This window comes from Saccharopolyspora mangrovi (assembly GCF_035320975.1).
Taxonomy (GTDB): Bacteria; Actinomycetota; Actinomycetes; order Mycobacteriales; family Pseudonocardiaceae; genus Saccharopolyspora; species Saccharopolyspora mangrovi.
In genome coordinates this window covers 85,545-103,217 of the sequence record NZ_JAWLNX010000016.1, presented here as the reverse complement: position 1 = coordinate 103,217, position 17,673 = coordinate 85,545, and the positions used below count along the sequence as shown (strand labels likewise).

The window sequence follows — 17,673 nt, the reverse complement described above, 5'->3', positions numbered from 1 at the left end:
CCCGCGATCCAGCGCCTTGTACAACAAAGGATCGTTCTCGACACCATCGACCCTTGCCGACTGATCCGCCCCGGAGCCACCCCTGACGAACTCCTGCAACACAAGGTCGATGTCCTGAACTGGCCGCTTCGAGCAGCGCGGCGCACGCTCAAAGGGCGAACTGCGTGCCAGGCAGCAATGAGGGGGCGGCATGACGAGAGCTGAGCACTACCGCAAGGCCGAGGAATACCTGAACAGTGCCGAAGGCGCGGAGGGCGATGACGAGTCCGTGCAGCGCAACCTCTTGTTCGCCCAGGCGCACGCGACACTCGCATTGGCATCGGAGAACCGCGATGAACAGGCGGAAAGCTTCCAACGCTCCCGCAATTGGTGATCACAAGCGGGGGCGGTCACTGCTGCCGCCACCTACGGCACGAAAGCGGAGGATGAGGTCGCGGCTTGGTGTCGCCACGACCGGACAAACTACTATCGGGTGGATCAGGCGAGGTCGATGTCGAAGGGTTCGACAAGTTCGGTGGCCTCGTCCAAGTCGTAGACCGCGCGCAGCGTGGCGAACTCTTCCCCGTCGATAGCGACCATCGGCACAGCAGAGCCATGCGACATGATCTGCCACAGTGCGACCGGGGCACGGGTGTGGCCGTTCCCGATGCTGACGTGCCAACCCGGCGCGGCAGGCACGTAGCTGCCCTGTACAGCGCGGTCGGTGTGCAACCGCACGAATCCCGGCACATCGATAGCGCGCGTGAGCTGCCCGCCTTGCTGGGTGCCTTCCAGGTAGGACGGCACGAGGGCATCACCGGCCGCGTTCCATGCCTGCACCGGCAGATACCAAAACGATCCGCCTCGACCGCGCGCGAAACTGTGCTTGCAATCCCGAATCCGCTACAGCGGGTGTTTTATCCGACATGACCGCGCAGCGTACTGGTTGCCACAGCAATCACTCCACCTGTCCGCTCAGATGGGGCGCGTTGGATGCCAAGCGCTCAGTCTGCATGGCTTCGTGCCCTTGACCTGGCCCATGCCCCAAGGTCAGGAGCCGTCGACCTGACCTCTTGATCTCACGCCGCTCGGGCAGGTGAACGTCCTCGGCCGCCCACCCTTGTACTTCGGGTAGAGCGCATCGAAGCCGTCGGCGTTGAAGTTGTGGATCACGTCCCGGACTCGGTCCGCGCTGGTGAACGTCACCTCGGCGATCTTCGCCACGGGCATGCCCTGTGCGGACAGCAGCACGATCTAAGCCCGCCGCCAGGTCACCACCGACCCGGTGCCGCGTCGCACGATCCGCAACAGATGAGCGCCGTCGTCATCATCGATCTCCCGCACCTGTACCCGCTCGGCCATGCCGGACAGTCTGGACCGACCGCGCTGACCGGAAGCGGGTTCCGGCCAGCGCAGGCACGGTGATGTCGTGTCAGCTCAAATGCCGGGTGAAGAACCTCAGCGAGCTGTCCACTTCGAACAACGGCACATCGCCGTGCTTGCCGGGGTTGGCATGCAACGTCTTTTCAGCCGAGGCCAGGGCGTCGAACAGCGCCAGGCTCTGGTCCCGCGACACCATCTGATCGTCCCACTGGACCAGAAACTGCACTGGCACAGTGATCCGCGCGGCGTCCTCGGCCAGTCCGTGCACACCAAGAAGGCCCAGCACCGCGGCGCGGATCCGGGGCTCCGTGGCGATAAGCGGGACGCCGAGCCCGCAGCCCATCGACGTACCCGCGTAGCCCACCGGACCGACACCGACCTGGTCGAGGCACTGGACCGCGGTCAGGACCGCCTTCCAGTCCGCGACGGCCTGACCGGCCAGATAGCGGTGCATTCCGGCGACCCGCGCGCCCGGATTCTCAGCGGCGGCTATGCCGGCCCGCATCTCGGCCGCGATCCGACTGAACTCCTCGGTCTTGGGCCGGTCACCGTGGTTGGGCGTGTCGATCGCGACGACCGCGAAACCCTCGGCAGCGTAACGGCGCGCGCGGGACACGATGCCAGGGGCCATCTTGTGCTGCCCGCCACCATGGCCCAGCAGAATCAGCGGACGAGTACCGCAGGCGTCTTCCGGCGTCCACAGCACGCCGGGGATTTCATCGAGAGTGAAGAACTGTTCGGTGACGCCGTCCGACGACGTCCGGGAGGTGAAGCGCATCAGCGTTTCAAGCCTTTCGGGATGCCTTGTGCGGGCGCTCCCTAGGCCATGCAAAGAAGGGAGCCCCGACCTGTCACAGAGTTGATCGGTCTCACCTCCTCGAATTCGCAGTGCTGCACGGCGGCGAAGCTATCATAGATCATCTTCCGCGCCCCATCGGGGCAAACGTTGCCTGACGCGGCACTAGCGAGGCCGAAGCCTCACACATCAGGTGTCGACCAAACCCAGAGCAGCCCCCACCACGGGTGGCGTCAACGTTCACGAACAACTGACGCCAGACAACACCGTCAAAACCAGATCAGGCCGGGGGTGCGAGCACGACCGCGGAGTTGTGGCCGCCCATGCCGAGCGAAGACTTCAGGGTGAGACCGTCGGCGGGGGTGGTGGGGCCGTTCAGCAGTCGCGGGTGGGCGGGGGCGACCTGCGGTGGGGCCGGGATCAGCCCGCGGTCGTAGCCCAGGGCGGTCGCGGTAATCTCCACCGCTGAGGCTGCGGCCATGCAGTGGCCCACGAGGGGTTTGACCGAGTAGAGCTCGGCCTCGGGGGCCAGTAGCTCGTCGGCCACGGCGGCTTCGGCGCGGTCGCACTGCTGGGTCCCCGGCCCGTGGGCGTTGAGGTAGCGCACCTGCGATAGCTCTGCCCCGGCGTTGGACAGCGCTTCGGAGAAGCACCGCCTCAGCTCGGCCAAACCCGGATCCACCGAGGTGACGTGGTGGGCGTCGTGCGACATCGCGCCGCCGAGCACCCGCAGGTACGGGTTCGGCGACCGGTTCGACAGCACCATGCCGATCGACGCCTCGCCCATGATGAAGCCCCGGCTGCCCTCCTGGAACGGTCTGCACGCCTGCAGCGGCTCGGTGTCGGTGACCGCCACCCCGAGCCGGTTGAAGTGCAGCACGGTCTCGGGCGTGGAGGACAGGTCGCTGGCCAGGAGGATCACGTCGTCCACCACGCCGGCGTCCAGCCAGGCCTTCGCGGTGATCAAGCCCGCATTGCCGGAGGCGCACGTCGTCGAGATGTTCATCGCCGGGCCGTGGAAGCCGAACTCCTGCATGAACGTCGACACCGGGGTCGAGGGCATCAGCGCCAGGTAGTCGCGGACCGACACGTCCGCGTCCCGCGTGCCGTAGAAGTCCCGCCACAGCTCCACGTCGCCCAGCACGGCAGCGTGCAGCAGCCCCACCCGCCGTCCGGGCTCCCAGCCCCGGCGTTCGGCGTCGAGGATCGCCTCGCGGCCGGCGGCTCGCATGGCCCTGGCGAAGCGACTCGGCCCGTCCAGCTCGTCGCCGCCGTCCGGAACGGTCGCCACCCACGCCGCTTGGTCCCGGTCGGGACCGTGCCCCTCGGCCAGGTGAGCGGCCACCTGACCAGTGGCCAACCCGTTCCATAGGGATTCGCGCCCCCAGCCGTAACCGGTCACCGCTCCGATGCCGTTGATTCCGCAGTGCTGGTCGATCATTGCTCATCACTCCCGGATTGCGATCACCGCTGCACCCTGCGGGTGGCGGACAACGCCCGGGGTCGCCGCAGCTCGCTGAGCTCGATCGACATTGCCGTGGTGTTGCTGGGATCGAAGCGCTGTGGTTCCTGCGGGAGAACCCCGGTCTCTCACGTCAGAGTGAAGAACAGGAACCCGATTGGCTACCGCCTGTGTTTGCACTCTCCCCGATTTCACACTTTGAATGAAGATCAATCGGAGCATCGGCTCTACTCCGCTACATTACGTGCCCATTTTTGGCTTCACGTTCAAGATCGGTCATTCCCGCGCTCGGTCCCGGTGGTCGTCGCTACCTCCGCGAACGGTTGATGACCAGCTCTGATGGGGACCCCGGGGGTGAAGAGGGGCGGCGTCGGCACAACACTTAGGAGTGCTCGCGCCGGTTCGTGGGGTTCTAGGGCTACCACGGGCCGAACGGCCCAAGTGGCGAGCGCAGGCGCGAAGTCTTCCTTGGATGGCTCATGGAGATTGACCCGAACGGCGGGCTCCCAGGCGGTTCTGGTTTCGACCGCGAGCTCCTCGAGGTGGCGTTGTCCGCGCAGGGCGCGGTCAGCTGGACGTTCGACTTCACTGAGGATCGGCTCACCTGGACAGCCGGGATGGAAACGCTCCTCGGCCTGCCCGGCGCCGGTGAGGAGGAGATACGGGCTCGCTTGGTGGAGCTCCTCGCGCCGTGGACGGTCGCCGCGCGGACGACCGTGAAGGGCCAGGGCCTCGACCTGGAGCAGCCCGTGGTCACCGCGGAGGGGCAGACGCGGGTGCTCCACTTCCACGCCCGCCCTGTCGGTGACCCACACCCCAGCGCCCTGGTCGGGCTGGTCCGCGAGGTGACCGCCCTGCATCGGGACCGGCAGGCGTTGACCGATCTCGCCGGCCGGTACCGGCTGCTCGTCGAGCTCAGTCCCGATGCGATCTGCGTGCATCAGGGCGAGGTCATCCAGTACGCCAACCCCGCCATGAGCACCATCCTCGGCGCCGAGTCCAGCGCGCAGCTCCTCGGGCGCCCGCTGACCGACTTCGTCGCTCCGGACTCGATCCCCCCGATGCGCGACCGAATCAAGTCGCTGGCGACCCCGGGCACCGCCACACCGCGGGCGCGCGCCGAGCTCCAGCGCCTCGACGGCACCGCCGTTCCGGTGGAGTTGGTGGCGGTGCGCATCACCTGGGAGGGGCATCCGGCGGTGCAGGTCATCGGACGCGACGTCACGAGGGAACAAGCGGCCGAGGCCACCCTGCGCTACCAAGCAGCCCTGGTGGATCACGTCAACAACGCGATCATCGCGCTCGACCGCAAGGGCGTGGTCACCAGCGTGAACCCAGCCGCCGAAACCGTCTACGGGGTGCCCGCCGATCAGGCGCTGGGCCGGCCCGTCACCGAGCTGGTCGGCGCCCCCCTGCAGCCCGAAGCGCTGCTGGCCGCGGGTGGGGCCACCGAGGCGCGGCACCGGCGCAGCGACGGTACCGCCCTGGTGATCCGGCTCTCGGTCGCGAAGATGGACTCCGGGTTCGTGCTGGTGTGTGCCGACGAGACCGCGCGCCGCCGGGCCGAACAGGACTTCGCCACCGTCGTCGACGCGCTCAACGAGGGCATCCTCGTCGTCGCCCCCACCGGCCTCATCGTCTCGGCCAACCCCGCCGCCGAGCAGATCCTGGGCGCGCCCCGCTCGGCCATCGTCGGCTCGGCGCCCGAGACCTGGTCGATGTTCGACGAGGCCGGGCAGCCGCTGCGGACGCACCCTACGGTGTCGACCCAGCGCAGCGGAGTGCCGCAGACCGCACGGGTGCTCCGGCTCGAACGGCCCGACGGGCGCAGCGTGTGGACGTCAGTCACCACCCGTCTGTTGGGCCCGCAGGACCGGCCGCCCCATGCGGTGGTCACCTCGTTCACCGACGTCACCGAGAAGCGCGCCGCCCGGGAGCGCCTGGAGCACGAGGCCACCCACGACCCGCTGACCGGGCTGGCCAACCGCACGCTGGTGCTGCGCCGCCTCCGGCACTTGCGGCACCCCACGCGCCCGCTGGCTCTGCTGTTTCTCGACCTGGACAACTTCAAGCGCATCAACGATTCCCTCGGCCACGTCGTCGGCGACGATGTGCTGCGCACCGTCGGGCAACGCCTGGTGCAGGCCACCCGGGACGAGGCGCTGGTGGGTCGCCTCGGCGGGGACGAATTCGTCGTCCTCACCCAACACGAGAACACTCGCGACGCCCTCGGCGAACTCAGCCAACGCCTGCTCGCCGCCCTCACCGAGCCGATCCACGCGCAGGGCAGGCAACTGCACCTCCGCGCCAGCATCGGGATCGTGGTCTCGCACCCAGCCGATACCCGCGCCGGCCAGGACCTCCTGCGCGATGCCGACGTGGCCATGTACAAGGCCAAGGCAGAAGGGGGCGGGCGCTACGCGTTCTTCGACGTCGAGCTCCGCCAGCACGTGCAGCGGCACATGGTCCTGGAGCAGGACCTGCACCACGCCGTGGCACAAGACCAGCTCTGGGTGGCCTACCAGCCCGTCATCGACCTGCGCACCGAGCGCACGGTGGCCGTAGAAGGCCTGCTGCGGTGGCGGCACCCGGTGCACGGCACCGTCTCGCCGGGGGAGTTCATCCCGCTGGCCGAGGAAAGCGACCTGATCAACTCCCTCGGCGCGCACATGCTGCGCACGGCCGTCCGCGAACTGGCCGCCATGCGCGAGCGCCACCGGCTCGAGCTCCGACTGCACGCGAACCTCTCCCCACGCCAACTCGAAGACCCCGGCCTGCAGGCCACCGTCCAGCAAGCGCTCGCGGATTCCGGCCTGCCGGCCCGCGCTCTGTGCCTCGAGCTCACCGAGAACGCGATCATGTGCGACCCCGATGCAGCAACACCCGTGCTCTACGCCCTCCGCGAGCTGGGAGTGTCACTGGCCATCGACGACTTCGGCACCGGGCACTCCTCGCTGGCCCAGCTACGGCGACTCCCCTTCGACATCCTCAAGATCGACCGGTCGTTCATCACCGACCTCCAGGACTCCGACGAGCCCGACGTCCTCGTCACCAGCATCATCGCCATGTCCCACACCCTCGGGCTCACCGTCGTGACAGAAGGCATCGAAACAGCCCACCAACTCGACCTCCTCCGCGACCTCGGCAGCGACCAAGCCCAGGGCTACTACCTCGGCAAACCCACCCCGATCGAAGAACTCTTCCCCTTTTCCTGTCTCCCACCGCAGGATGAGCCGCGCCCCGCGGAATCGGGACCCGAGTAGCAGGCAGCCGGATACAGGATCCGCCGGGAGCGGTGCTGGGCCGGGGCGCGCTGGCACCGTGTTATCGCAGGTCACCTTGCTACGGGAACAGGGCGGGATTCAGAAGGCTGCGGGTGCGCTCACGACAGTTCACACCGAGAACCATCCCGGCAACTGGGCGATGGTAGAGCATGGAACCCGACCAGGCCCTGAGCAATGGGCGCGATGCTGTGCTGGGCTACCGCGCCGCCCGTGTCGAGTACTTCGAGACGTGCGAGGCTGAGCACACCCTTTTCGTTCCCTCAGCCGCCCTCGACTACCTACGCGAACAGATCGTTGACCACGCCGTAGAGGCAATCGAGGAGGCAACGCTACTCGATGAGTAGATCTCCAGCGGAGATCGCCTCCCGGCTGCGTGGAGACGGTCGACAGGAGAGCGACCTGGGGTTTTGAACATCCATGTCGGATGGTTGGTGAGGAAGCTGCCAGGAGCCGCCAGTATCGCCGGACGGGCAGGCCAACAGGACGGAGAGGGTCGGGCTCGCGGAGCGGCGAGCTCGCCGTGCTCCTGATCGACCTCGAGGAGCTCAAGACGGTCAACGACCGCTACGGGCACGATGCCGGGGCTGGAGGGCGTGCGCCCGGCTGACACCGTGGCCCGGGTCGGCGGCGACGAGTTTGTCGTGCTCGCCCACCTCCCCGACAAAGCCCAGGCCGAGGCCCTACGCACCCGGCTCATCCACCGGCTGGACACGGCCACCACCGCGTCCGGCCAGCGCATCAGACTGGGCGCCAGCGCGGGCCTGGCCACCACCCGCGACCCCTCGAGCGACTCCCGGGACCTGCTACTCGCCTGTCACCTCGGTGCGCAAGCGTGATGTTTGCCCTTCGTGGCGGACCGCCCGAGCTGAGCAGGTGACTGCGGCTCGAATCCGGGCTGGAGGAGGCCGACCCAATTGTGAAGTCGGCGGTCCTCCAGCGTTGATCTCCGGTGGCCGTGGGGGCGAGCAGGTGCTCGCCGGGCAAGCATCGAGCCGCAGTCTAGCCTCGGCTCCGACCTTTGCGGACATACATGTCGCGGTCGGCCGCGTCCAGCAGCTCCACGCGGGAGACCGTCGGGAAGGTCGTGGCGGCAAGCCCGACGCTCGCCTGCAGGGAAACCCGGCAGCCCGACGCGACGACGTCGCTCTTGAGACATTTCTCCACGCGGTCGCGAAGCGCCTCCGCCGCCGCGAGATCAGGAACGCGGCTGACCACCACGAACTCGTCTCCCCCGACACGGGCCACGGTGTCACCGGTCCGCGCGGCGTGCAGAAGCGCGTCACCCGCCGAGATCAGGAGCTGGTCGCCGACGGCATGCCCGTAGCGGTCGTTGGTCTCCTTCAGCTTGTCGAGGTCGACCAGCATCACGGCCAGCACGCCTCCGTCGCGTGGTAGTTCCGCTAGAGCATGCTCCAGCCGATCGGCCAACAGGGCGCGGTTGGCCAGCCCAGTCAGCGGATCGTGCAGGGCCAAGTGTGCGAGGTGCTCGTCTGACATGCGGCGATCGCCGATCTCCTCATACTGGCCGACTGCGCACACAGGCGCGCCCTCTGGGCCTGGTACCGCGCTGACCCGGATAAGAAGCCAGACCGGGTGCCCGTCCTTGTGCCGGTAGCGGGTTTCGACGCTCACCCGGTCTATGCGCCCCTCGAAGACATCAGCGAACGCTGCGCTCGCCTCTTCGTCCGGGTACGTGAGGTCGGTGGGATCCAGGTCCACCAGCTCGTCGTGGCTGTAACCGACCAACTCGCACAAGGCGGCGTTGACCTCTGTCCAAACCCCGCGCGCGTCCAGCAGAGCCATCCCGATGGGAGCGTTGGCGAACGTCCGTTGCCATCGGTAGTTGGATTCGTGCTGGTCTGTGACGTCCTGCGCGTGGGTCACGATGCAGAGCGGACGGTCTTCGTCGTCCCGGATGACCGAGGCGGAGAGGAGCAACCAGATGACCCGCCCGTCGGCGCACACGCATCGGAACTCGTGGGAGACCTCGCCCGACGGCTCCGCGAGCACGTCGCCGATCATGTCGAGCCCAACCGCGTCGTCGGGGTGGATGTAGTGGTGGCGGTGGCGCTCGACGATCTCGTCTCGCTCGTAGCCGAGTAACCTGCACAGGGCCCGGTTGACGTAGAGGAAGCGCCCCTCGAGGTCGAGCACCGTCATCGCGGACGCGGCCTGGTCGCACACGACCCTCCACGGAATCCGATCCTGGTCACCCGATAAGGGCATAGGTCGACCGTAGACGGCCTCGTCCGCATGTCGAGTCAGTTCACACCTGTGAGTGAATTGCCAGAAGTGACTAACGGAGCGACAGGCTGTGCCATGTGCACGACCTGGTGCAATGCCATGCGATCACCAACAAAGGGCCGCCGGGCCCGTGATGGGCTGCGCTGCCACCATGGGGAGTCGCCACGTGACTGTGTGCCGATTCAAGATCGTTACTGATCTTGTGGATACGACTTGATCTCCGCCCTGCCGTGTTGAGTCGCGACCAACTCATCCACTAACTCTTGATACACCTGGCGCGCCCGCTGCTCGGTGAGGCAGCGACGGACGGGACTTGGCGATCCACAAAGGTTCCAGCGTCCGTGGTGACTTCAGTCTGCGACATGACCCCGGAACCTACGACCCGGCTCCCATGCGACGCAGGGTCCAAATTCCCCAAGTCCTGCCCGCCGATCGGCAGAAAGTTTCCCGCCCGCGGGCCGGCCTGATCGTCGGGCCCTTGCCGTCGCCTGATCTACGACACGCCACCACCACACCTCACCGCTCCCACCCACGACCGGATCACCCGCTGGCGCAGCATCATCGAAAAGCACCATCGCAGCGCCGATGTCGACGAACCCGCGTGGAGTCACGTCTGGCAGCTCGCCGCAGCCGGCGCGGACGAAGGCCTCGACGCCGATGCCTCCGTGACCACCGCCGCGCAACAACCCGCCGACCGGCCGACAGTCGATCCGATGGACGGGCACCGCTACACCGCCGACACGGTCACCGCCGCGTTGGCCAAGCAACGCTCCAACGGCCACGGGTGGCACCCGGCATTGCCGTGGATGGCCCGACCCGAACACCGCACGCTCAGCCCCGAGCTGGGCGACTACCTGCAACGACTCGAGGCTGCGATCCAGACCCGCCACGCCGAAACCCGCACAAGCCACCGCCGACCCACCCGCCTGGGCCTCTGCCCTAGGCCCGTCCAGGCCCTACGCGAGGAAGTCCTGGAAACCCGCGAGGACCATCGCGACGACTACGTCGAGCGCAAAAACGATTACCGCGACGAGGACGCGGCCCACCGCGAGAGCAAGGACTACTACGAGCGCTACGACTACGACGACGATGAGCTCGACCAAGGCAGCGGCTTCCACTCAGGCACGGGGCTCTGAACCCCGGAAACCCAATTGTTCCCGGGGAGTCTGCAGTGGCGGCCCACAACCCGCTTTGCTGGACGCCCCGCTTCGGCGCCGTACGACAAAACGAGGGCGATGCTCAGCGAGTTCAGCGGCGGAACAGGTAGCCGACATTGCACTACTCCAAGCGGATCCGCCCACACCACGCCCGCTTCACCCCCACCCGACCCCAGCGGACAAGAACCCAACCCCTACACCTACACATTCGGCGACCCAATCAACAACAGCGATCTGAGGCGGGCTAGCCCCGAACACTTGCTCCGTCGCAAACTACGTTGGAGCTACAGCGCTGGGCGTCGCTAGCGTCCTCGTTTCCGGTGGCGGTTCTGTTGGGGTTTGCTGGTATTGGGTAGGCTGGCGCAGACTTACTAACCCGCTAGGCGACGGGACGATCATGCCCGCCGAAGAGACCGACAACAGAAACAGCCCAAGAAAGCAAAAGGTCGGGAATTTTGCTTTCGCATTTGCCGGACCAGCTGCAGCCCTCATATTAATGTCTATTGACTTGCCGAAACTCTGGAGGATAGCGATCTACATAGGCATAATTGCGACTATGCTGATTTCCTTGTGGGCGCTCAAGATTCGCCCGTTCTAGGTTAAAATGAACAAAATGAGATGACCTTCTCGCCTTGACCGCCATTCGCGCACTTAGAGCATGTCTCACTTGGCGTGTTGGAGTCGTTTGAAGCAGACGAGGGCGGCAGCCAGGGCGAGGAAGGCCGAGGCGTTGCTTGGACTCGACGTCCTTGCGCGCCAGTCGAGGTCGGATTCCCTTGCCCCTCAACCATCTGCGACGTTCGCGGCTGTTGTAGGCCTTGTCGCCATGCAGCTATCGGCAATCCGGTGGAGTCGGAGAGCACGTGGAGTCTCGAACCGGGTTTGCCGCGGTCGACCGGGCTCGGACCGGTCATAGGTCCCCCCTTTTGGCCCGCACGTGGGCGGCGTCAACCACCGCGCGGGACCAGTCGATCAAGCCCTGACCGCCTAACTCGTCCAGCACCGCATGATGGATCCGTGCCCACAAGCCCGCTTCGGTCCAGCGCACGAACCAACGGTGTGCGGTCGGGACCTTGACGCCGAACGACGGCGGCAGCCACCGCCACGCGCACCCGCTGGTGAGCACGTACACGATCGCCGTGAACACCATCCGAGGGTTCGCCGGCGCCCGACCACCACCCTGCGGGCGGTCCTTGACCTCGGGAATCAACGGCTCGACCAGCTCCCACAGCTCGTCAGGAACCAACCGGCGCGACAACGCATCAACCACCATGGACGATCACCCCGGACAGCGGGTCGAGATCCAAACGAGACACGCTCTAAAGGAAGCCACGCGATTGCTGCTCACGCGGCCCGTGCTTTCCCGGATACCCGATTGCACGAGATCAGGCAGGTCGCAGCGCGAACAGGTAACAATCCCGCCCTGGACTCTCTGCGGGGAGCATCCGAACTCGTGCACGGGCAGGATCGCCTGCCCGTGCACGAGCGGCAAAAGACGGGCGCTTGGCAGCACGGATATGGCCGGTCATGCGATGTCGTGCAACTCGCGGTCCTTGCCCTCGGTGGACAGCAACAGCGCGACGAGGCTGATCGACGTCACACCCATCCATGCCAGCGCGACCATCCACAGTCCGCCGCCGGCCAGCAGGACCAACGACGTCGCGGTGATGGGCATGAGGCCAGCCCCGATCGCTGCGGCGATCTGGTAGCCCAGTGACGCGCCGGTGTAGCGGATGCGGGTGGGGAACAGTTCGGCGGCGTAAGCACCGTAGGGACCTGCGACGAATGCCTGGATTACGGCCAGGCCGAGGAACAGGGCCAGGAACACCGTGAACACGCTGCCCGAGTCGAGCAGGAACATGATCGGGAAGGCGAGTGCGATCGCGGTGACATTCCCGCCGAGCAGAACTCCGCGGCGGCCGAGCCGGTCCGACATCCGGGCTGCGACGACGATCATGGCGATGACGCAGACCCCGGCCACCGCTTTCACATTGAGCACCCCCGTCGAGGACAGCTGCAGCTCCTTGACAGCGTATGACAGCGCCCATACGCCCATCAGGCCCTGAGCGGCCTGGCCGGACACGCCGACGCCGATCGCGAGCAGGAGCTGGCGAGGGTAGCGGGTGACGATCTCGCGCAGCGGGACCTGCTTGTCCTTCGCAGACTCGGCCGCCTGCAGGAACACCGCGGACTCGGCCGTCTTGAGCCGGATCACCAGGCCGACAACGGCCAGCACCGCACTGAACAGGAACGGGATGCGCCAGCCCCAGCTCAAGAAGTCCTCCCGGGGCAGCATGGCGAAGAGGCTGAAGACCAGCGTCGCGAGGATGGTGCCGGCCGGTGCTCCCATGTAGGCGAAGGAAGCCGCGAATCCGCGAGACCCCTTCTTGGCGCGCTCGAAACCGAGCAGCATCGCTCCACCCCACTCGCCGCCGACCGCGATGCCTTGCAGGATCCGCAGGAACACCAGAATCAGCGGTGCCGCGATGCCGATCTGCTCGGTCGTGGGGAGCAGCCCGATCAGCGTGCTCATCACACCCATCAAGACCAGGGTCACGACCAGCATGGACTTGCGGCCGAGCCGGTCACCGAGGTGACCGAAGATGATCCCGCCGAGCGGGCGGGCGAAGTAGCCGGCGGCGAGGGTCCCGAACGCCAGGATCTGGCCAATCCCCGAGCTCACGCCGGTGAAGAAGACGGTGTCGAAGACAATGCTGGCGGCCGTGGCATACAGGAGGAAGTCGTAGTACTCGATCGCCGTGCCGATGAAGCTGGAGGCGAGGATGCGACGCATCTCCTGCGGCGATGCCTCGGTCGCCGGTGGCACGGGCGGAGCGCTCTCGGGCGCGTGCATCAGGCCACCTCCGTCCGGAGCCGGGCGCCGGCCGCGAACTCGATGACGTCGAGGTCGTCCGGGATCAGCAGCGGGCCATCGAAGGTCTCCGACGCCGTCAGGAATGACGAGGCGGGGGAATCGCCGGGGACGAGGTGGTGCAGCGCCAGCGCGCGGGCGGTGGCCGCGGTGGCGATCTCGCCGGCCTGCCGGGGGGTGGTGTGCGCACGACGGTGGTGCTCCATCGTCGCCCGGCGCATTGCCTCGTCCGTGTAGCGGACGCTGATCGCGTCGAGGTCGATCGCCTCGTGCAGCAGCAGGTCGGTGTCGCGCCCCAGCCGAACCAGGTTGTCGCACGGCGCCGTATCTCCTGAGATCGTGACCGAACCGTCGGCCGTGTCGAACCGGAACGCGTACGCCGGTGCGGTCGGTGGGTGGTCGACCAGCGTCGCGGTGACGAGGACGCGGTCGTCTCGGAGGATCTCGATCGGCTCCATCGGCGGGGCGACGGTGTGGTCCGGATCGAAGCCGGTCCCCGCAGGCAGCTCGATGTCGTGCACCGCGAGCTGGTCGGCCGGAGAACTGGTCAGCGAGTCGAAGATCCGGTCATTGAGGTCGGTCGCGTGCGCCGCGCAGAGCAGTTCGATCATCTCGGCCGTACCCGGGGTGGGGTTGGCCGGGGCCACAGGTTCCGGTCGCAGGTTCGCGTGTGACGACAGCGGGGGAAGGTTGCCGCGCGCGCCGGGCCCGTGCACTGCGAGCGGCACCACGTCCGGTTCCCTCCGCTCGAAGAGCCCGAAGAGAAGCAGCCCGGTGAGGTCGGCGACGTGGTCCGAGTGGAGGTGGGTGAGGAACAGGGCGCGAACCTGGTCCATCCGAAGCCCGGCGCGGGCCAGCTGACGGCCGGCGCCTTGGCCAGCGTCGACGAGATAGATGGCGTCGCCTACGACAACAGCGGTACTGATGCCGCTGCGTGCCGCTGCAGCGCCCGGGCGGTCCCACCAGCGGGGGCCGCCAGCCGTTCCGAGGGTCACAACGTGCGGACTGGGCATGGCACTCCTTTGTGCGTGTTCTCCTGCCTTCGAACCACTGTCGCGCGGCCCGATGCCCAGGCATAGCTGAATCTGCTTGGCCAAGTCATAAACTGCGCTTATGAAAGACGTGACGCTGAGGCAGCTCGAGTACCTGGTGGCGGTCGCCCGGGACGGGTCGATCACGCGGGCCGCCGTGCGGTGCCAGGTCACCCAGGCGGCGATCAGCCAGGCGATGCGCGAACTGGAGACCGCCTTGGGTGTGCAGCTCGCCGTGCGGCGCACGTCGAAGGGCGTCCACCTCACGGCGGCGGGCCGGGCGGCCGCGACCCAGGCCCGAAACGTACTGCAGGAGGTCGGCCGGCTCACCGGCCACGACGAGGGCGAGGTCGGCACCTTCACCGTGGGCTGCTTCCCGTCAGTGTCCGCTCAGGTCATTCCCGAGATCGTGGAGCTGCTCGCCCGCAGACGGCCGAAGGTGCACGTCGACATCGTCGAGGCACCCGCTGCGGAGCTGCAGGACCGCATGCTGCGCGGGCAGATCGACTTGTGCTTCCTCTACGAGGTGCAGCTGTTGAAGGAGATCGAGCCGATCGTCCTGCGCGAGCGCTGGTTCAAAGTCGCTGTGGCCGCGGATCACCCGCTGGCCGACCGGCCAGTGGTGCACGTCGCCGACCTCGCCGACCACCCCGGGGCCCTGCTGAACATCGAGCCGGCCAGCTATCTCAACGAGACGCTGTTGCGCCGGTTCGGCGTCACGCCGCAAATCTCGTATCGCAGCTCCGACATCCAGACGATTCGGGCGATCGTCGGCCGAGGGCTGGCCTGGTCATTGCTCATGACCGAGGTGCAGGCCAGCCACGACGGCCGTCCCTTGAAGTTCCTGCAGATCGCCGAGCAGGTGGGGACGAACTCGCTGGTCGCTGCCCTTCCCCGGGGCATCCGGGCCACTGCCGTTGTCGACGAGGTGATCGCACACTGCCGCCGGGTCTTGCCGGCGTGACTTGCGTGCACGGGGTCGCCGTGGATAGCTGACATGTCGCCGGTGGCGACCGGGTCGCCCAGGCCGCGCACTGGTGTGGCCAGTACACCTCGTCGGGCAGCCGGTCGGCCACCTTGGTCCCGCTCGGCCAGCTCGAGATCACCACCGCTTACGCCTGCGGTCCAGCCGGGAGGTGCTCAACATGATGCCCCGCACCGGCCTCACCAGACGGCCACGCGGCCCTGGAGGAGTACCACGCCAGGTGTCCTCCGAGGCGACACCGTCCACCGCTCGCGCGGCCTCCCGTACCGAGGCCCCATCGTCGAGTTCGCCCTGGACGGGGTGAACTACCAAATCGACTTGCCCGCCGACAACGCAGCGCAACAACTTCGGGATTCATGGGCATCTTTCGTGGCCAATGCACGTAATACCGGCGGCCGGAAGCGGCGTGTCCTCAGGCCTGGCGAGCCCTCCGGTGCGCCAACCCAGGCAGTCCGGGAACACAACCAGGCGATTCGCGAATGGGTCCGCCAGCGGGGTTTGCAAGTTTCCGACCGTGGGCGGGTCCCCTCCGAGATCGTCGAGCGGTACGAACAGCCCACTGCTCAATCAGTGTCCGCCGCAGCCACCATTACTGCGGCGGACACCGAAACCTCAACCACGCCGCGCCTCTGAGCTGCAGTGGTCTCGTGCCCAACGTCCAACCAGCCACGCGCCAGTCGCAACCACCATCGCGATTCGCTGCGTCCAGACGAGGACTACCTGGCGAACGCCACGATCAACAGCACGCCGAGCACAGCCCCCGACAAGGCGATGATCGCGGGCATACGCGAGCGCGGCTTCCTGTGAAGCGGCAGGGCGCCCTGGGGTGGCAAGACACAGCACCGGACGGTCACGCCACCCCGCGACCCTTGGCAGTGGATTGCAGGCCGCGTCCACTAGGGCTTCCGCGCAAGCCCTCCCGTCATGAAGCGCGCTGCAATGGAGGTGGCATCGGTGACGGGTGCGTCCGGACGCCACAACGGAAGCGGGACAATTCCCGGGGTCAAGAGCTCCAGGCCGGTGAAGAAGCGTGCGAGCTCGTCTGGTGTGCGGACGCGGCCGGTGCCCAGTTGGGAGAGCAGAACCTGCTCGAGCTCAACCGATTCCGGCGCATCACCGAGCCTGGTAAAGTTGGTAATGAAGAAGAAGGAACCGGGCGCAACCGCTTCGCGCAGCGTGGCGACGATGCCGTGGGGGTCTTCTTCGTCGAGGATGTGGTGCAGGATGCCACACAGCATCACGCACACTGGCTGGGTGAAGTCGATCAGCTCGAGTGTTTCGAAATGTTCAAGCACCTGCTGCGGTTGACGAATATCAGCGGTGGCCACGCGCGTGTTGTCGTCGTTGGCGAGGATCGCGCGTCCGTGGGCAAGCACGATGGGATCGATGTCGACGTAGACAACACGTGCGTCGGAGCACGTTTCCTGGGCTACCTCGTGGGTGTTCCTCGCAGTCGGCAAACCCGACCCAAGGTCAAGGAACTGGGTGACTCCTTGTTCTGCGGCGACGTACCGCACGACGCGGTGCAGCATCTCTCGGTTGTAGATGGCGATCTGTTTGAGCTCTGGCATCACGGCCAGACTTGCGGCCGCCACTTCCTGATCAACGGCATAGTTGTCCTTGCCATCGAGCATGACGTCGTAGACGCGGGCCGCCGTCGGCACGCCGTCGTCCAGTCCTACCGACGGCATGAGTCGACCCTCGCGGTCGGCCCATCGCTTGTAGTCAGAGCACACTAGCCAAACCCCTTCGCGCGAAAAATACCGACGCAATCGTAGCGGTCGAACCACTGTCCGTCACCGCCGTCGATGACCTGGCACGTTCTGGACACACCAGGACAATGAGCAACCCGAGTACGGGCGCCAGCCCAGCGGGGCTGGCGAGGATCGCAACTTCGGCAGCGCGTCGATGGTCTGCTCGTCAGTGTCCTTGTGGCGCCAGCCCTTCGGGGCTGGCGAAGATCGCTTCGCAACCTGCAGCGCACCACGCGAAGTCGAGTGAGTTGCCTGCTGGCACCGCCTCGGCAGTCCCCAAGCGGATCCGGCTGGACTTCTCCACGGCGGCACGGCTGGCGACGTGTGTGGCGAACCGGGCCTCGAACTGGTCGAAGTTGCTCTGTGCCCGATCACCCCCACGTGCGTAGGGAGCACACTTCCTAACCGAGCATTTTCGAAGGTGGCTTGTACGTTTTCACGATGTTGGCGCGATTCTGGAGCACTGGAGACGAGAGGGTTCCGGCAGCATTGGCTGGCTTCCTTTGACCGTCCGCTGCGCCGGCGACGAAGGCCTCCCATTCCGAGCGGGTTTACGTCAGCGTGACGCCCGCGCCCATAGCTGGCCCTTGCTGGTGCTGGCGTCACCGACAGTGGGACCAGAAGCGGTTAGATGGTGGCAAGGCCCTGCGCTTCGGCGTTGAGAGTGCGGGAACGATGGTGACGCCCAATCCCTCTCGGACCATGGCCAGCAGGGTGGACATCTCC

General features: G+C 66.9%; 16 protein-coding genes and 1 pseudogene. 8 read left to right on the top strand and 9 right to left on the bottom strand.

Features of this window, described 5'->3' with window-relative positions:
- The first annotated feature begins 190 nt into the window (after positions 1–190).
- Entirely contained in the window at positions 191–373 is a 183-nt protein-coding gene (locus tag R4I43_RS21950) for a hypothetical protein (RefSeq protein WP_324267562.1), read from the top strand.
- Positions 374–477: 104 nt separating this feature from the next.
- On the opposite strand, the gene R4I43_RS21945 is transcribed toward R4I43_RS21950, so the two are convergent.
- The 4 genes from R4I43_RS21945 to R4I43_RS21930 all read right to left on the bottom strand — a co-directional run bounded on the left by R4I43_RS21945 (position 478) and on the right by R4I43_RS21930 (position 3,599).
- Positions 478–819, bottom strand: coding sequence for a hypothetical protein (locus R4I43_RS21945; protein WP_324267561.1), 342 nt, complete (start codon positions 817–819; stop codon positions 478–480).
- A 210-nt stretch (positions 820–1,029) separates the two neighbouring features.
- Positions 1,030–1,230 carry a helix-turn-helix domain-containing protein gene (locus tag R4I43_RS21940; protein ID WP_324267560.1) on the bottom strand — a complete coding sequence of 67 codons (201 nt, stop codon included), beginning with the start codon at positions 1,228–1,230 and terminating at the stop codon, positions 1,030–1,032.
- Positions 1,231–1,411: 181 nt separating this feature from the next.
- Positions 1,412–2,140, bottom strand: a complete 729-nt coding sequence (locus R4I43_RS21935; RefSeq protein WP_324267559.1) for a dienelactone hydrolase family protein — start codon at positions 2,138–2,140, stop codon at positions 1,412–1,414.
- Between the two features lie 298 nt (positions 2,141–2,438).
- The gene (locus R4I43_RS21930; protein WP_324267558.1) at positions 2,439–3,599 is read right to left on the bottom strand and encodes a beta-ketoacyl synthase N-terminal-like domain-containing protein; all 1,161 of its coding nucleotides are present in this window, start codon (positions 3,597–3,599) and stop codon (positions 2,439–2,441) included.
- A 500-nt stretch (positions 3,600–4,099) separates the two neighbouring features.
- On the opposite strand from R4I43_RS21930, the gene R4I43_RS21925 reads away from it, so the two are divergent.
- The 4 genes from R4I43_RS21925 (at position 4,100) to R4I43_RS21910 (ending at position 7,740) form a co-directional block, all read left to right on the top strand.
- Positions 4,100–6,883 (top strand): sensor domain-containing protein, encoded by a 2,784-nt coding sequence (locus R4I43_RS21925; RefSeq protein WP_324267557.1) that lies wholly within the window; start codon positions 4,100–4,102, stop codon positions 6,881–6,883.
- A 170-nt stretch (positions 6,884–7,053) separates the two neighbouring features.
- Positions 7,054–7,248: a hypothetical protein gene (locus tag R4I43_RS21920; protein ID WP_324267556.1), complete on the top strand. Its 195-nt coding sequence runs from the start codon at positions 7,054–7,056 to the stop codon at positions 7,246–7,248.
- An 80-nt stretch (positions 7,249–7,328) separates the two neighbouring features.
- Positions 7,329–7,511, top strand: a complete 183-nt coding sequence (locus tag R4I43_RS21915) for a diguanylate cyclase domain-containing protein (RefSeq protein WP_324267555.1) — start codon at positions 7,329–7,331, stop codon at positions 7,509–7,511.
- Positions 7,498–7,740, top strand: a complete 243-nt coding sequence (locus tag R4I43_RS21910; protein ID WP_324267554.1) for a diguanylate cyclase domain-containing protein — start codon at positions 7,498–7,500, stop codon at positions 7,738–7,740. Before R4I43_RS21915 ends, R4I43_RS21910 begins: the two co-directional genes overlap by 14 nt.
- Before the next feature lie 163 nt (positions 7,741–7,903).
- Here the strand turns inward: R4I43_RS21910 and R4I43_RS21905 are convergent, their stop codons facing one another.
- Complete coding sequence (locus R4I43_RS21905; protein WP_324267553.1) at positions 7,904–9,088, bottom strand: PAS domain S-box protein; 1,185 nt, start codon at positions 9,086–9,088, stop codon at positions 7,904–7,906.
- A 725-nt stretch (positions 9,089–9,813) separates the two neighbouring features.
- Here R4I43_RS21905 and R4I43_RS21900 point away from each other — a divergent pair.
- Complete coding sequence (locus R4I43_RS21900; RefSeq protein ID WP_324267552.1) at positions 9,814–10,284, top strand: hypothetical protein; 471 nt, start codon at positions 9,814–9,816, stop codon at positions 10,282–10,284.
- 684 nt (positions 10,285–10,968) lie between these two features.
- On the opposite strand, the pseudogene R4I43_RS21895 reads toward R4I43_RS21900, so the two are convergent.
- From R4I43_RS21895 to R4I43_RS21885, 3 genes and pseudogenes are all read right to left on the bottom strand, one after another.
- Positions 10,969–11,575 (bottom strand): annotated as a pseudogene (locus R4I43_RS21895) (IS5 family transposase).
- 255 nt (positions 11,576–11,830) lie between these two features.
- On the bottom strand, positions 11,831–13,159 hold the full coding sequence (locus R4I43_RS21890) for an MFS transporter (RefSeq protein WP_324267551.1): 1,329 nt from the start codon (positions 13,157–13,159) through the stop codon (positions 11,831–11,833).
- Positions 13,159–14,454 (bottom strand): MBL fold metallo-hydrolase, encoded by a 1,296-nt coding sequence (locus R4I43_RS21885; RefSeq protein ID WP_324267550.1) that lies wholly within the window; start codon positions 14,452–14,454, stop codon positions 13,159–13,161. Before R4I43_RS21885 ends, R4I43_RS21890 begins: the two co-directional genes overlap by 1 nt.
- Between R4I43_RS21885 and R4I43_RS21880 the strand changes: the two genes are divergently transcribed.
- Together R4I43_RS21880 and R4I43_RS21875 are read left to right on the top strand one after the other, a co-directional pair.
- The gene (locus tag R4I43_RS21880; protein ID WP_407691289.1) at positions 14,366–15,172 is read left to right on the top strand and encodes a LysR family transcriptional regulator; all 807 of its coding nucleotides are present in this window, start codon (positions 14,366–14,368) and stop codon (positions 15,170–15,172) included. The genes R4I43_RS21885 and R4I43_RS21880 overlap by 89 nt on opposite strands.
- Positions 15,173–15,205: 33 nt before the next feature.
- Positions 15,206–15,826 carry a histone-like nucleoid-structuring protein Lsr2 gene (locus tag R4I43_RS21875; protein ID WP_324267548.1) on the top strand — a complete coding sequence of 207 codons (621 nt, stop codon included), beginning with the start codon at positions 15,206–15,208 and terminating at the stop codon, positions 15,824–15,826.
- A 263-nt stretch (positions 15,827–16,089) separates the two neighbouring features.
- Here the strand turns inward: R4I43_RS21875 and R4I43_RS21870 are convergent, their stop codons facing one another.
- Positions 16,090–16,884 (bottom strand): SAM-dependent methyltransferase, encoded by a 795-nt coding sequence (locus R4I43_RS21870; protein WP_324267547.1) that lies wholly within the window; start codon positions 16,882–16,884, stop codon positions 16,090–16,092.
- Positions 16,885–17,673: the final 789 nt, after the last annotated feature.

Coding starts and splice junctions, on each gene's coding strand:
- R4I43_RS21950 (WP_324267562.1), top strand. CDS start 191: ATGACGAGAGCTGAGCACTACCGCAAGGCCGAGGAATACCTGAACAGT.
- R4I43_RS21935 (WP_324267559.1), bottom strand. CDS start 2,140: ATGCGCTTCACCTCCCGGACGTCGTCGGACGGCGTCACCGAACAGTTC.
- R4I43_RS21930 (WP_324267558.1), bottom strand. CDS start 3,599: ATGATCGACCAGCACTGCGGAATCAACGGCATCGGAGCGGTGACCGGT.
- R4I43_RS21925 (WP_324267557.1), top strand. CDS start 4,100: ATGGAGATTGACCCGAACGGCGGGCTCCCAGGCGGTTCTGGTTTCGAC.
- R4I43_RS21920 (WP_324267556.1), top strand. CDS start 7,054: ATGGAACCCGACCAGGCCCTGAGCAATGGGCGCGATGCTGTGCTGGGC.
- R4I43_RS21915 (WP_324267555.1), top strand. CDS start 7,329: ATGGTTGGTGAGGAAGCTGCCAGGAGCCGCCAGTATCGCCGGACGGGC.
- R4I43_RS21890 (WP_324267551.1), bottom strand. CDS start 13,159: ATGCACGCGCCCGAGAGCGCTCCGCCCGTGCCACCGGCGACCGAGGCA.
- R4I43_RS21875 (WP_324267548.1), top strand. CDS start 15,206: ATGTCGCCGGTGGCGACCGGGTCGCCCAGGCCGCGCACTGGTGTGGCC.
- R4I43_RS21870 (WP_324267547.1), bottom strand. CDS start 16,884: ATGCCGTCGGTAGGACTGGACGACGGCGTGCCGACGGCGGCCCGCGTC.